This is a genomic window from Pseudoxanthomonas sp. PXM02, from assembly GCF_014851805.1.
Taxonomy (GTDB): domain Bacteria; phylum Pseudomonadota; class Gammaproteobacteria; order Xanthomonadales; family Xanthomonadaceae; genus Pseudoxanthomonas_A.
Genome location: NZ_JACVAK010000001.1, coordinates 1,110,108 through 1,124,016 on the forward strand (window position 1 = coordinate 1,110,108; position 13,909 = coordinate 1,124,016).

General features: G+C 67.7%; 14 protein-coding genes. 8 read left to right on the forward strand and 6 right to left on the reverse strand.

The window, feature by feature from the left end; genetic code table 11:
- Nucleotides 1-37 precede the first annotated feature (37 nt).
- Nucleotides 38-2,215 carry a DUF1631 family protein gene (locus IB225_RS05395; protein ID WP_192310172.1) on the reverse strand — a complete coding sequence of 726 codons (2,178 nt, stop codon included), beginning with the start codon at nucleotides 2,213-2,215 and terminating at the stop codon, nucleotides 38-40.
- A 140-nt stretch (nucleotides 2,216-2,355) separates the two neighbouring features.
- Between IB225_RS05395 and IB225_RS05400 the strand changes: the two genes are divergently transcribed.
- The 3 genes from IB225_RS05400 to IB225_RS05410 are packed head-to-tail and all read left to right on the forward strand — an operon-like array spanning nucleotide 2,356 to nucleotide 4,452.
- Nucleotides 2,356-2,937: a nitroreductase gene (locus IB225_RS05400; RefSeq protein WP_192310173.1), complete on the forward strand. Its 582-nt coding sequence runs from the start codon at nucleotides 2,356-2,358 to the stop codon at nucleotides 2,935-2,937.
- Entirely contained in the window at nucleotides 2,930-3,850 is a 921-nt protein-coding gene (locus tag IB225_RS05405) for a 5'-3' exonuclease H3TH domain-containing protein (RefSeq protein WP_192310174.1), read from the forward strand. The genes IB225_RS05400 and IB225_RS05405 overlap by 8 nt, the downstream gene beginning before the upstream one ends.
- 41 nt (nucleotides 3,851-3,891) lie before the next feature.
- Nucleotides 3,892-4,452 carry an NUDIX hydrolase gene (locus IB225_RS05410; protein ID WP_192310175.1) on the forward strand — a complete coding sequence of 187 codons (561 nt, stop codon included), beginning with the start codon at nucleotides 3,892-3,894 and terminating at the stop codon, nucleotides 4,450-4,452.
- 4 nt (nucleotides 4,453-4,456) lie between these two features.
- Here the strand turns inward: IB225_RS05410 and IB225_RS05415 are convergent, their stop codons facing one another.
- The 4 genes from IB225_RS05415 to prmC all read right to left on the reverse strand — a co-directional run bounded on the left by IB225_RS05415 (nucleotide 4,457) and on the right by prmC (nucleotide 7,776).
- On the reverse strand, nucleotides 4,457-4,864 hold the full coding sequence (locus IB225_RS05415; RefSeq protein ID WP_192310176.1) for a DUF4019 domain-containing protein: 408 nt from the start codon (nucleotides 4,862-4,864) through the stop codon (nucleotides 4,457-4,459).
- A 137-nt stretch (nucleotides 4,865-5,001) separates the two neighbouring features.
- Nucleotides 5,002-5,901: a dienelactone hydrolase family protein gene (locus IB225_RS05420; RefSeq protein WP_192310177.1), complete on the reverse strand. Its 900-nt coding sequence runs from the start codon at nucleotides 5,899-5,901 to the stop codon at nucleotides 5,002-5,004.
- 29 nt (nucleotides 5,902-5,930) lie between these two features.
- Nucleotides 5,931-6,872: a prolyl aminopeptidase gene (gene pip / locus IB225_RS05425; RefSeq protein ID WP_192310178.1), complete on the reverse strand. Its 942-nt coding sequence runs from the start codon at nucleotides 6,870-6,872 to the stop codon at nucleotides 5,931-5,933.
- Between the two features lie 31 nt (nucleotides 6,873-6,903).
- Complete coding sequence (prmC, locus tag IB225_RS05430; protein WP_192310179.1) at nucleotides 6,904-7,776, reverse strand: peptide chain release factor N(5)-glutamine methyltransferase; 873 nt, start codon at nucleotides 7,774-7,776, stop codon at nucleotides 6,904-6,906.
- Nucleotides 7,777-8,151: 375 nt separating this feature from the next.
- Here prmC and ahpC point away from each other — a divergent pair, with 375 nt between their 5' ends.
- The 5 genes from ahpC (at nucleotide 8,152) to IB225_RS05455 (ending at nucleotide 13,207) form a co-directional block, all read left to right on the forward strand.
- Complete coding sequence (ahpC, locus tag IB225_RS05435) at nucleotides 8,152-8,715, forward strand: alkyl hydroperoxide reductase subunit C (RefSeq protein WP_142125842.1); 564 nt, start codon at nucleotides 8,152-8,154, stop codon at nucleotides 8,713-8,715.
- Between the two features lie 242 nt (nucleotides 8,716-8,957).
- Nucleotides 8,958-10,544, forward strand: coding sequence for an alkyl hydroperoxide reductase subunit F (gene ahpF, locus IB225_RS05440; protein WP_192310180.1), 1,587 nt, complete (start codon nucleotides 8,958-8,960; stop codon nucleotides 10,542-10,544).
- A gap of 71 nt (nucleotides 10,545-10,615) precedes the next feature.
- Entirely contained in the window at nucleotides 10,616-11,575 is a 960-nt protein-coding gene (oxyR, locus tag IB225_RS05445) for a DNA-binding transcriptional regulator OxyR (protein ID WP_192310181.1), read from the forward strand.
- A gap of 112 nt (nucleotides 11,576-11,687) precedes the next feature.
- Nucleotides 11,688-12,128, forward strand: coding sequence for a nucleoside diphosphate kinase regulator (gene rnk / locus IB225_RS05450; protein WP_192310182.1), 441 nt, complete (start codon nucleotides 11,688-11,690; stop codon nucleotides 12,126-12,128).
- 110 nt (nucleotides 12,129-12,238) lie between these two features.
- On the forward strand, nucleotides 12,239-13,207 hold the full coding sequence (locus IB225_RS05455) for a transaldolase (RefSeq protein WP_192310183.1): 969 nt from the start codon (nucleotides 12,239-12,241) through the stop codon (nucleotides 13,205-13,207).
- 45 nt (nucleotides 13,208-13,252) lie between these two features.
- Here the strand turns inward: IB225_RS05455 and msrA are convergent, their stop codons facing one another.
- Complete coding sequence (msrA, locus tag IB225_RS05460) at nucleotides 13,253-13,903, reverse strand: peptide-methionine (S)-S-oxide reductase MsrA (protein WP_192310184.1); 651 nt, start codon at nucleotides 13,901-13,903, stop codon at nucleotides 13,253-13,255.
- Nucleotides 13,904-13,909: the final 6 nt, after the last annotated feature.

The following is a 13,909-nucleotide window of genomic DNA, read 5'->3' on the forward strand; positions in this document are numbered from 1 at the left end:
GCGGCACAGGGCTTGCATGTCCGGCGTGGCGGCCGGCTCAGGGCGGCGCGGGCGTCACCAGGCGGTCCACCACGCCCTGCATCGCACTGTAGAACGCGTCCTCGTCGCGATGCATGCGCACGCGGCCCAGCTGCGCCATCACCACCAGCTCCTGCACCGAGGCCACGCAGATGCGCGCGCCCGCCCGGTTGACGAACATCAGGCGGCGCGACACCGGGCTGATCCAGCTCAGGCGGCCCGCCTGCACGCGATTGTCCTTGTCGACGAAATCCAGCCAGCTGCCTTCCCGCAGTTGCTGGAAGTAGTCGGTCATCACCGGGTCCAGGTGTTCCAGGCCCTCTACCCACTCGTGTGTTTCCAGCAGGCCCGGCAGCACCGGTTGCGGCAGTGCGGGCGCAGGTTCCGACGTCGCGGCGCGCGGCTCCGGCGCCGCGGCCTGCGGCGTGACCAGGGCGGCGAACAGCGTTTCCCGCAGCGCGGCGATCGCGGCCCGCGAATTCCCGGATGCCATCCACATCGGCTGCAACCAGTCCATCGCGGTATGCCAGGCGCGGACGTCGTCGCGGACATGGGCGTCGTCGATCGCCTGCAGCAGACCGTCCAGCATCATCGGCGCGGCCTGCGGCTTGTTGAGCGACTGCATGCGCGCGGCATAGGCCGGCCATCCCTCCCGCAGGATGTGCCGCATCGCGGCAGGCACCTCGCGCCCCTGCAGCTTCGCCTCCAGCGTGGCAGCGAATCCCGCCAGGATGGCGGCTTCGGCATCCTTCGCGCGCTGTTCCGCGGCCAACGCCTCTTCGGCCTTCTCCGCCTCGGTGCGGTAGCGCGCATAGAAGTCGTTGAAGTCGGTCCGCGCCGTGCGGAACACCGACTGGCTTTCGTCGAAATCGGCGACCAGTCGCTGCACGGTGTCGCGCACCTTCTCCAGCAACAGGCGCTGCGCTTCGTTCTCGCCCGGATTGCCGTCGCAGGCTTCGACCAGCAGGTTGAGCAGACGGCGCGCCGAGTGGGTGGCCTGCAAAAACAGCTTGCGGTCCTGCAAGGCGACCTTGGTCATCGGTGCCATCAACCGGCCGAGCACGTGGACCTGTTCGTCGCCGAGGTGGCTCTCGCGGAAGATCACCTCGAACAGCATGCCGACCAGATCGACCACGTTTTCGTCGGCCTCCGAGATCGCCACGGCCTCCGGCGCGACACCGAGCTGGGCCGCATGCAGGAAGATCTGCTGCTTGAACGCGGCCTGCAGCTTGCGCGGATCCGCGAGCACTTCGGCGTGCACCTCGGGCGAGGCGATCTGCACCAGGGTCAGCGCCACCACCAGTTCGCGCTGCGACAACGAGGTGCGTGACGAAGGCGGGCGAGCAGCATCTCCTTCGCGCGCACGCTGCTGCCTGGACGCTTCAAGCAGGTGGTGCAGCGCCGGCGGCAGGCTGGCCGCGTCCGGCGACGCCGCATTCGCGCTCCCCTCCTCCTGGTCCCACGACACGAAGAAGCGCGTCATCCAGTCGGGCTCGCTGGACGCCTCGTCCCCGCTGCTGGGAATGGCCTGCGCGCGGCGCACCCTCGACGTCGTGCTGTCCTGCGCACCCAGCCGGCGCACCAGCCGGGCGTGCAGGGATTCGTAGATCGGCCCGAGCAGTTCGACGAACTCCCTGCCGCAGCACTGCACAGCCAGCGCACGCACGTTGCCGGGCAGCGATGCGCGTGCAAAGCCGCGATAGACGGCCATCGCGATGCGGGCAGGCGAATACGGCGCGCTGTCCGGCGCCAGGCGCACGCCCATGTCCAGCCACGTCAGGTAGCCGTTGAGGCGCAGCAGCTCGGATTGCCATTCTCGCGAGATGAGGTCCGCCAACTGGTCGGTCGCCAGCCGGACGTCCAGTTCATCTTCTTCCACCAGTCCGAGGTCAGAGCCGGGCTGTTCCTGGCCGAAGCGCGCCGTGGGCGCCTCGCCTTCCGCGGCCGCCTGCCAGGCCGCCGCCATGTCTTCACGGAATCCGCGCAGGATCAGCTCGCGGCGATCCTTCAGCGCAAGCAGCCCGTCCAGATAGGGGCCGCGATCCAGCTCCATGCGCTCCAGGCGGTCCAGCATCGGCTGGCGCAACCCGTCCACCACGTCGGCGAATGCGGCATCCAGCGCCGGCTGCATCGCCTCACGCAGCAGTTCGACGAGCTGGTTGCCTGACGTGGGAAGAGGCGGTGGCGTGGCGGGCATTGCGTCGTTGGGTCGGCCGGGTTGTCCGCTGCGACCCGTCCAGCTTCACGGATCCGTGCGTGGCGCGGACCGTGACGCATCCGCTGCGATTAAACTGATGCATCGATACCGTGCACTGCATCCCACTATAAGGCGACTCGATGCTCACTGAAAGTCTGTTGCAGGCACTGGACGCACGACGTTCCGTGCCATCCAAGCAATTGGGCGAACCCGGCCCCGATGCGACCACGCTGCTGCGCATGCTGGCCTCGGCGGTTCGCGTGCCGGACCACGGCAAGCTGGTGCCGTTCCGCTTCATTCATATCCACGGCGACGCGCGCCACGCGCTCGGTAACCACCTGGCGGCCCGCACGCGTGCACTCGATCCCGATGCGCCGGACGCGGCGGTGGAGAAGGATCGCGGCCGCTTCTCCAGCGCGCCCGACATCATCACCGTGGTCGCGCGCCTGACGCCGGGCCACAAGGTGCCCGAGCAGGAGCAGTTGCTCACCGCCGGCAGCGTCTGCTTCGCGCTGCTGCAGGCGGCGCAGGCGTTCGACTTCGGCGCACAGTGGCTGACCGGCTGGATGGCGTACGACGCGCATGTCGCGCAATTGCTCGGCCTGGCCCAGAACGAGAAGGTCGCCGGCTTCATCCATATCGGCACGCCGCGACTGGAAGCCCCGGAACGGGAGCGCCCCGATCCGGCCGCACTGCTGTCCGAATGGACCCCCGATGCCTGAATCGCCGCGCCCGCGTCCGCTCTATCTGGTCGATGCCAGCCTGTACGTGTTCCGTGCCTGGCATTCGATGCCGGACGAGTTCCAGGATGCCGAAGGCTGGCCGACCAATGCGGTGCACGGTTTCGCGCGCTTCCTGCTGGAGTTGCTGGAAAAGGAACGTCCGGCGCACATCGCCATCGCCTTCGACGAAGCGCTGGACAGCTGCTTCCGCAACCGGCTGTATCCGGCCTACAAGGCCAATCGCGATCCTGCGCCGGAAGAACTGCGGCGCCAGTTCACCCACTGCAAGGCGCTGTGCGCCGCGCTCGGCCTGAGCGTGCTGGCGCACGGCGAGTACGAGGCCGATGACCTGATCGGCAGCGCGCTGCATGCGGCGCGGCCGCAGGGGTTCCGTGGCGTCATCGTGTCCGCCGACAAGGATCTCTCGCAGTTGCTGTGGGAATACGACGAGCAGTGGGACTTCGCGCGCGGACAGCGCTGGGGTGCGGCCGGCGTGAAGGCGCGGCATGGCGTGGAAGCGCGGCAGATCGCCGACTACCTGGCACTGACCGGTGATGCGGTCGACAACATTCCCGGCGTGACCGGCATCGGCGCGAAATCCGCGGCCGTGCTGCTGGCGCATTTCGGCAACCTGGACACGCTGCTGGACCGGATGGATGAAGTCGCGTTCCTGCGCCTGCGCGGCGCCGCCACGATGGCCATCCGCCTGCGCGAACAGCGCGAGCAGTCCCTGCTGTGGCGCCAGCTGACCACCATCGCACTGGACGCCCCGCTGGGCGATGTCGCGTCCGGCCATGCGCGCGGCCAGGCCGATGGCGACATGCTGGCCGGCCTGTCGGACGCGCTGCGCTTCGGCCCGATGACCCGGCGCCGGCTGCGCGTGGCCGCCGGACTGGAAGACCCCGCCTACTGACGCGTCTGTAAAACGTCATCGGCACCCGATAGCATCGCCCCATGGACGAACACGACAAGCGACGCGCGCCCGCCGAGGTGGTATGGCAGGGCAAGTACCAGCGCATGATGGTGCGGGGCACGTGGGAGTACGTGGAGCGCGCACATGCGGGCGGCCTGGCGGCGATCATCATCGCGGTGACGCCGGACGACGAAGTGGTATTCGTCGAACAGTTCCGCGTGCCCTTGCAGGCGCACACCATCGAAATGCCCGCCGGCCTGGTCGGCGATATCCACGCGGACGAATCGATCGAGGTGTCCGCGATCCGCGAGCTTGAGGAAGAAACCGGCTGGACGGCCGATCACGCCGAAGTGCTGATGATCGGCCCAACGTCCTCCGGCAGCAGCAGCGAGAAGATCGCCTTCGTCCGCGCCACCGGCCTGCGCAAGGTAGGTGCGGGTGGCGGTGATGGCGACGAAGACATCACCGTGCACATGGTGCCGCGCCAGCGCGCGGCGGCCTGGCTGGCGCAGAAGATGGCCGAAGGCTACGAACTGGATGCCAAGCTGTGGGCCGGGCTGTGGATGATCGACCACACCCTCGACGGCACGCCGCGCGGCTGAGTCTTCAGGCGACCTTGACGCCGTAACCGGCGAGGCGCCATACATCCTGCTCTTCGCGCCTCAGCGTGACGATTTCGTGGTGCCTCGCACTGGGTGTGCCGAACGACACCGAGAACTCCAGCCTGGCGTACGTGCCGGGCAACCACTGCGCCTGCGCCACGGGCTGGTCGACCCGGATCGCGGTCCAGCGCCGCCCCTCCCCTCGCCCCAGCGTTTCATGCCGCTGCGCCAGCGAGTGGATGAAGGCATCGCGCGACGTGGAATGCCGGATGGCGCTCGATGCCGCACCCCACAGCACTTCGTGCTGCCCCTGTTCGATGGCCTTGATGAAACGCATCGCCGCCATCCCCAGCCGCATGATGTCGACGTCTTCCAGCCCGATCCTGCCCGCGCCCAGGTGCCCCGTATCCATCATCATCGCCATGCATGTCCGAGAGGTATGATCCTCGCCATGCCTCCGATGGCGCGGTATCCACCCGAGTCGTTCGCAGGCGCATGCGGGCACCGGACAACCCGCGCTGCGCCAATGCGCAGCGTCGTGACGCGCGTCTAGGATCCCGCCAGATGATCGCGGAAGAAGGCCAGCGTGCGCTGCCACGACAGCTCGGCCGCCGCCGCGTCATAGCGCGGCGTGGTGTCGTTGTGGAAACCGTGGTTGACGCCCCGATAGACGTGGGCGGTGTACGTCGCTCCGGCGGCCTTCAACGCCTGCTCGTACGCAGGCCATCCGGCGTTGACGCGCGTGTCCAGTTCGGCGAACTGCAGCAGCAGCGGCGCCTTGATGCGTGCCGCCTCTTCCGCCGTAGGCTGCCCACCGTAGTACGGCACCCCAGCGTCGACGAGGTCAGGCAACCGTGAGGCGAGCAGGTTGGTCACCAGGCCGCCGAAGCAGAAGCCGACCACGCCGAGTTTCCCGTTGTTGCGCGGCAATGCGTGGGCGAAGCGTGCCGCAGCCTCGAGATCGGCGAGGACCTTCGCGCGATCCAGCTTCGCCTGCATTTCGCGCCCCGCGTCGTCGTTGCCGGGATAGCCGCCGAGCGGATACAGCGCATCGGGTGCGAACGCGATGAAACCGGCCACCGCGAGCCGACGTGCGACGTCTTCGATGTACGGATTGAGCCCGCGGTTCTCGTGCACCACCAGCACCACCGGATGGCGCCCTTCGCTGCGTGGCATCGCCAGCAGGCCGCGGCCTTCGCCATGGCCGTCAGGCGCCGGGAACGTGCGGTAGACCGTGGTGATGCGCGGATCGTCGGCGGCGACCTGGGCGGCGAACGCGTACTGCGGCGTCAGTGCCGCGAGCAGCGCGGCGGCCGTGGTGCCGCCGACGGCGAACTGCGTGGCACCCGCCAGGAAACCGCGCCGGTCGACGCGGCCGTGCACGTAATCGTCGTACAGGTCCAGCACACGCTGGTCGAACGTGGACGCGGCGGCACGCGACTGTTCCATGGCGCTCTCCTGTTTGCGACGACGTGCGGTCAGGCGAAGGCGTCGGTCGCGCGCACCAGCGCGTCGACGTTCTCGGCCTCGAACGCGGAGTGGCCCGAGGCCGGCGTGATCTCGAGCGTCGCCTTCGGCCACGCCTTGTGCAGCTCCCACGCGTTGGCGACCGGGCAGACGACGTCGTAGCGCCCATGCACGATCACGCCTGGGATGTCCGCGATCCGCGACGTATCACGCAGCAGCTGGTCCTCGACCTCGAAGAAGCCGCCGTTGACGAAGTAGTGGTTCTCGATGCGCGCGAACGCAAGCGCGAACTCCGGCTCCTCGTGCCCGCTGACGAAGTCGGCGTCCACGTGCAAGAAGCTGGTCGCGCCTTCCCACACGCTCCACGCCTTGGCCGCGGCGAGACGGGTCGCCTTGTCGTCCGAGGTCAGGCGGCGATGGAAAGCCGAGATCAGGTCGTGGCGTTCGACCGGCGGAATCGCGGTGATGTAGTGCTCCCACGCATCGGGGAACAGGCGGCTGGCGCCTTCCTGGTAGAACCACTCCAGCTCCCAGCGGCGAAGCATGAAGATGCCGCGCAGCACCAGCTCGGTCACGCGCTGCGGATGCGTCTCGGCATAGGCCAGCGCCAGCGTCGAACCCCAGCTGCCGCCGAACACCTGCCAGCGTTCGATCCCGAGTTGCTCGCGCAGCTTTTCGATGTCGGCCACCAGATCCCAGGTGGTGTTGCCGACCAGGTCTGCATGCGGCGTCGAACGCCCAGAACCACGCTGGTCGAACAGCACGATGCGGTACTTCGCCGGGTCGTGGAAGCGGCGCATCTTCGGACTGCAGCCCGCGCCCGGCCCACCATGCAGCAGCACCACCGGCTTGCCGTCCGGGTTGCCGCACTGTTCGTAGTACAGCGTGTGGCGGTCGTCGACCTTCAGCGTGCCGGTGTCGAAAGGCTCGATATCGGGGTACAGCGTGCGCATGGGCGGCATGTCCTGAACGAAAGCGGACAGTCTAGCGGTTGCCGTCTTGCCCTTCCGTTACGCGGCCGAGCGTGACGCGGTCGCGCTGCTCCAGGTCCAGTTCCGTCGCGACGTCGATGAAACCGGCGCCATACAGGAGCCTCCGGATCGCCTCGCCCTGGTCCCAACCGTGTTCGAGCAGCAGCCAGCCGCCGGGGAGCAGATGCGATGGCGCAATGGCGACGATCTCGCGGATCGCGTCCAGACCGTCGGCACCGGAGGACAGCGCGGTGGGCGGCTCGAAACGCAGGTCGCCCTGCGCCAGGTGCGGATCGCCGTCGGCGATGTAGGGCGGATTGCTGGCGATCAGATCGAAACGCTCACCCGCCAACGGGGCCAACCAGCTGCCATGGCGGAACGCAACGTTGGCGACTTCGTTGCTGCGGGCATTTTCCTGCGCGACCTGCAGTGCTGCCTCGCTGAGATCCGTCGCCACGACGTCGGCCTGCGGGCGTTCGCTGGCGATGGCCAGGGCGATGGCACCGGTACCGGTACCGAGATCGGCGACGCGTATCGCGCGATCGACTGGCAACCGCTCCAGCGCCAGTTCGACCAGGCGTTCGGTCTCGGGACGCGGAATCAGCGTGGCGGGCGACACCTGCAGGTCAAGGGTCCAGAACCCGCGCCGGCCGAGCAGGTAGGCCAACGGCTCGCCCGCCTCCCGCCGCGCCAGCAGGGCTTCGAAAGCCAACGCCTCTGATCCAGACAGCGGATCGTCGCCATGGGCGAACAGCCACGCCCGGTCCCGCCCCAGCACATGCAGCAGCAGGTGTTCGGCTTCATGGCGGGCATCGGGACCGGTCAGGTGGGCCGACGCGGCACGCAGGGCCAGATCGAGACGGGCGGTGGGCAGGTCGGCGGGCATCGTCGCGCATGGTACCGGGCCGAGGCATCCCGGACGCGCCCGTATCGCCGCGCCGCACCATCATGGTGCTCAATGGCGTATGGAGCGACTTTCACCGCCCAAGGGCCGTGTGCGCGTCCCGCTGGATCTTTGGCCTGCATGGTCAATACCTGCCATGTAACGGTGCGCATCACGCGAAGAAATGCTAACCCACTGAAAAAACTTACTTTTTATGAGTGCCTTGCTTGGCCGCTTGCCTGGACCACTGCCCGACCCCACTTATTGATAGCCAAAGACTATCTATCCAATTCCATCAATCGATTTGAGATATCAATAGTCGCTGCCTACCATGGCGCCATCGCTTCACCACACCCACTCCACTCACGAGGATCTTCCATGTCCCTGATCAACACCGCGGTCCAGCCGTTCAAGACCACCGCCTTCCACAACGGCGAATTCGTCGAAGTCACCGACGGCACCCTGAAGGGCAAGTGGTCGGTCCTGATCTTCATGCCGGCCGCCTTCACCTTCAATTGCCCCACCGAAGTGGAAGACGCCGCCGCCAACTACGCCGAGTTCCAGAAGGCGGGCGCGGAGGTCTACATCGTCACCACCGACACGCACTTCTCGCACAAGGTGTGGCACGAAACCTCCCCGGCCGTGGGCAAGGCCCAGTTTCCGCTGGTCGGCGATCCGACCCACCAGCTGACCCGCGCCTTCGGCGTGCACATCGAAGAAGAAGGCCTGGCCCTGCGCGGCACCTTCGTCATTAATCCGGAAGGCGTCATCAAGACCGCCGAGATCCACAGCAACGAGATCGCCCGTGACGTGTCGGAGACCCTGCGCAAGCTGAAGGCCGCGCAGTTCACCGCCGCCAACCCCGGCCAGGTCTGCCCGGCCAAGTGGAAGGAAGGCGCGCAGACGATCGCCCCGTCGCTGGACCTGGTCGGCAAGATCTAAATCCCGCTTCAACGGCGCGTTCCTCCTGCGAACGCGCCGTGCTCCACCCAGTTGCACCACCGCATCACACCACCTCCGAGCCACCGGCCCGGAGGTCGGTCGCCCCTCGGACGTTTGCAGCAGCGGCATGCGCCGCTTGCCGGTTCCCCCTCCCTGACCGGCTCCCTCTCTCCCCCGGCGCATGCCGCTCCTGCAAACGCCTGACCTCCCTCCCCCCGATTTCTTTCACGGAGACGTTCGCCATGCTGGACGCCAATCTGAAGACGCAGCTCAAGGCCTACATGGAAAAGGCCGTGCGCCCGATCCATATCACCGCCCACCTCGACGACAGCGCCGGTTCGACCGAACTGCAGGCGTTGTTGAAGGACCTGCAGGACGTCTCCGACAAGATCACTGTCACCGAGCAGCGTGGTGGCGAACGTACGCCGTCGTTCGCGCTGACCTCGCCGGGCCATGACATCCACCTGACCTTCGCCGGCCTGCCGATGGGCCACGAGTTCACCTCGCTGGTGCTGGCACTGCTGCAGGTCGGCGGCCATCCGTCGAAGCTGGCACAGGACGTGATCGAACAGATCCGCACGCTGGACGGCGAGTACCGCTTCGAAACGTATTTCTCGCTGTCGTGCCAGAACTGCCCGGACGTCGTGCAGGCGCTGAACCTGATGGCGGTGCTGAATCCGAAGATCCAGCACGTCGCCATCGACGGCGCGCTCTTCCAGCAGGAAGTCGAACAGCGTGAAGTGATGTCGGTGCCGACCATCTTCCTCAACGGCGAAGTCTTCGGTGCCGGCCGCATGGGCGTGGAAGAGATCGTCGCCAAGCTGGACACCAACGCCGGCAAGCGCGAGGCCGAGAAGATCAAGGCAAAGGCACCGTACGACGTGCTCGTCGTCGGCGGCGGCCCCGCTGGCGCGGCCGCGGCAATCTACGCCGCGCGCAAGGGCATCCGCACCGGTGTGGCGGCCGAGCGTTTCGGTGGCCAGGTGCTGGACACGATGGCGATCGAGAACTTCATCTCCGTGCCCTACACCGAAGGTCCCAAGCTGGCCGCGGCGCTGGAGCAGCACGTCAAGGACTACCAGGTCGACGTGATGAACCTGCAACGGGCGGAAGCCCTGGTGCCGGCCGGCAGAGACGGCCTGGTCGAAGTGAAGCTCGCCAACGGCGCCTCGTTGAAGTCGAAGACCGTGGTCCTGTCCACCGGCGCGCGCTGGCGGCAGATGAACGTGCCCGGCGAAAACGAGTACCGCAACAAGGGCGTGGCCTACTGCCCGCACTGCGATGGCCCGCTGTTCAAGGGCAAGCGCGTGGCGGTGATCGGCGGCGGCAACTCCGGCGTCGAGGCGGCGATCGACCTGGCCGGCATCGTGGCGCACGTCACCCTGATCGAATTCGACAGCCAGCTGCGCGCCGATGACGTGCTGCAGCGCAAGCTGCGCAGCCTGCCGAACGTGCGCGTCGTCACCAGCGCGCAGACGACGGAAGTGCTGGGCGATGGCAGCAAGGTCAACGGACTGGTCTACAAGGACCGCGCGGGCGGCGATACGCACCGCGTGGAACTGGAAGGCGTCTTCGTGCAGATCGGCCTGCTGCCGAACACCGAGTGGCTGAAGGGCGTGGTGGCGCTGAGCCCGCGCGGCGAGATCATCGTCGACGACCGCGGCCAGACCAGCGTGCCGGGCGTGTTTGCCGCCGGTGACGCCACCACGGTGCCGTACAAGCAGATCGTCATCGCCATGGGCGAGGGCTCGAAGGCCGCGCTGAGCGCGTTCGACCACCTGATCCGCACGTCGGCGCCGGTGGAAACCCCGGACGCGGTCGCGGCATGATGTCCGGGTGCGGGCTGCGTGGCGGCCCGCACCTCGTCGCACGCACGGCGGTTCCCTGAGGGAGGAGTCCGATGAACCTGCGCGATCTCAAGTACCTCGTGGCCCTGGCCGACCACAAGCATTTCGGCCGCGCCGCCGCGGCGTGCTATGTCAGCCAGCCCACGCTGTCGACCCAGATCAAGAAGCTGGAAGACGAACTGGGCGTGCCGCTGGTCGAGCGTGCGCCACGCAAGGTGATGCTGACGCCGGCCGGCCGCGACGCCGCCGATCGCGCGCGCCGCATCGTCGCCGAAGTCGAGCAGATGAAGGAAGCCGCACGCCGCAGCCAGGATCCCGAGGCAGGCACCGTGCGCCTAGGCATCTTCCCCACGCTCGGCCCGTACCTGCTGCCGCACGTGGTGCCACGCATCCGCGCGCGCTTCCCGCACCTGGAACTGCTGCTGGTCGAAGAGAAGAGCGACGTGCTGCTGTCGCGCCTGCGTGAAGGCCGGCTCGACGCGGGCCTGCTGGCGTTGCCGGTGACGGACGACCAGTTGCATACGGAGTTCCTGTTCGAGGAGCCCTTCGTGCTCGCGGTGCCGGAATCGCACCCGCTCGCGCGGCGCGACTCGCTGAGCCTGGCCGAACTGTCGCAGCAGCAGTTGCTGCTGCTGGAGGACGGCCATTGCCTGCGCGAGCAGGCACTGGACGTGTGCCGGTTGTCGGGCGCCAACGAGAAATCGGAGTTCCGCGCGACAAGCCTCGAAACCCTGCGGCAGATGGTGGCGGCCGATGTCGGCATCACCCTGCTGCCGACATTGGCGGTGAAGCCGCCGGTCGCGCGCTCGGAGAACATCCACCTGCTCGGCTTCAGCGACTCGCACCCGAGCCGCCAGATCGCGATGGTGTGGCGCAAGAGTTCGGCGATGAGCGATTTCCTGCAGCAGCTCGCGCAGGTGTTCCGCGACCTGCCGCCGGGGCTGTTCGAACCCGACGCGCCGTTCTCCCGCCCACTGGCCTCACCGGAACGCGCGGCCACCCACGCAGCTTGAAGCCACCCCGCTTACGGGCTACGGTAAGCACGCAAAACAGGACACCGATGGGCGGCGCGGCAACGCGTCGCCCGTTTCCTTTTCTGCGCCCCCGAAATCCAGAGACCACGCCATGAACAACACCCGCACCAGCGGCCTGCCGCCGTCGCTTCCCCCGCTCATCGTCTCCAGCCGCGACCTGTCCCGCCTGGAGGCCCTGCTGGACACGCCCGTGCTGCGCCGGCATCCGGCCGCCCTCGCGCTTATGGACGAATTGAACCGCGCCGACGTGCGCACGCCGGACGACATGCCGGACAACGTGGTGACCATGCACTCGCGCGTAGAATGCGAGGACGAACTCACCGGCGAACACCATCGCCTGACCCTGGTGTACCCCCACGAAGCGAACGTCGAGACCGGACTGGTCTCCGTGCTCGCGCCCGTCGGCAGCGCATTGCTGGGGCTCTCGGTCGGACAGACGATCGACTGGCAGGCTTCCGGCAACCGGCCGCTGCGGCTGCGCGTCACCGCCATCGCCTACCAGCCGGAAGCCAGCGGCAACCTGCACCGCTGACCTGCGCCCGCGCTATCGCCTCAATCCACGAAAACCATCGTCCCGTGCCGGGTCCGCCCGTGCGGGACAGGGCATACTTGTGACCCCGTTTTCCCCCTGCCCCGAATCCCATGTCCGATACGTCCCCCTCCAAGCTGCAGCAGCTCCGCGAACTCTCCGTCGTCGTCGCCGACACCGGCGACTATGACGCCATCAAGCGCCTCAAGCCGGTCGACTGCACCACCAATCCCACGCTGGTGAAGAAGGCGCTGGACCTGCCGGTCTACGCCGACCTGATCGAGGAGCAACTGGCGTGGGCGCGCGCGCAGGGCGGTGGCGAAGATCTCGTCGACGAGGTCGTGGACCGCCTGACGATCGGCGTCGGCGCCAAGCTCGCCGGCCTGATCCCCGGCCGCGTCTCCACCGAGGTCGACGCCGACCAGGCCTACGACACCGCCGCCACCGTGGCGAAGGCGCGCAAGTTCGTGCAGATGTACGCCGACCAGGGCATCGGTCGGGACCGCATCCTGATCAAGGTCGCCTCCACCTGGGAAGGCGTGGAAGCCGCGCGCGTGCTGCAGGCCGAAGGCATCGACTGCAACCTGACGCTAATCTTCAATCCGACCCAGGCCATCGCCTGCGCCGAAGCCGGCGCGTTCCTGATCTCGCCGTTCGTGGGCCGCATCCTCGACTGGTACGTCGCCAACGGCCAGGCGCCGGCGAGCATCGACGAGGATCCGGGCGTGGTGTTCGTCCGCGGCGTCTACGCCGAGTTCAAGCGCCGCGGTTCGCCGACGGTGGTGATGGGCGCCTCGTTCCGTTCCACCGCACAGATCGAAGCACTCGCCGGCTGCGACCGCCTGACCATTTCGCCCGACCTGCTGGAAAAGCTGGACCAGGACCACGGCGACCTGCCTCGCAAGCTGTCGCCCGGCGCCAGGGAAGCCGTGGACGCGGCACCGGTGACGGCCGAGAGTTTCGCCGCCGCGATCGAGGCCGATCCGATGGCGAAGGAAAAGCTCGCCACCGGCATCGAGATCTTCGCCAAGGACCTGGCTGCGCTGCGCGCCACCATCCGCGAGAAGCTGGCGGCGAACTGATGTAATGCTGGATCACCACGCGCCGCAACGGCGCGTGGTGCGTGATCAGGCCTCCAGGCCGATCGGGCAACTCACGCCGGTGCCGCCCAAGCCGCAGTAACCGTTCGGATTCTTCGCCAGGTACTGCTGGTGATAGTCCTCGGCGTAGTAGAACGGCGGCGCGGGAAACACGATCTCGGTGGTGATTCCGCCGTAGCCGGCGGCCTGCAGCTTCTGCTGGTAAGCCTGCAGGCTGGCTTCGGCCATCGCCTGCTGCTCCGGCGTATGGCAGTGAATGCCGGACCGGTACTGCGTACCGACGTCGTTACCCTGGCGCATGCCCTGCGTGGGATCGTGGCTTTCCCAGAACACCTGCAGCAGCCGTTCGAACGACACCTGCGCCGGGTCGTACACGACGCGCACGACCTCGTTATGCCCGGTCTGGCCGGAGCAGACTTCCTCGTAGGTCGCGTTCGGGGTGCCGCCGCCGGCGTAGCCGACGGACGTGCTGTAGACGCCCGGAACATTCCAGAACTTGCGCTCGGCACCCCAGAAGCAGCCCAGGCCGAACTCGACCTGCTGCAATCCGTCGAACGCGTCGCGCAGCGGATGGCCCTTGACGAAATGCACGTTGTGCAGCGGCAGCGGCGCGCTGCGGCCCGGCAGCATGTCTTCCGCGCGCGGCATGCGCTGCTTGTAGGCTCCGATACCCAGCATGGCGAA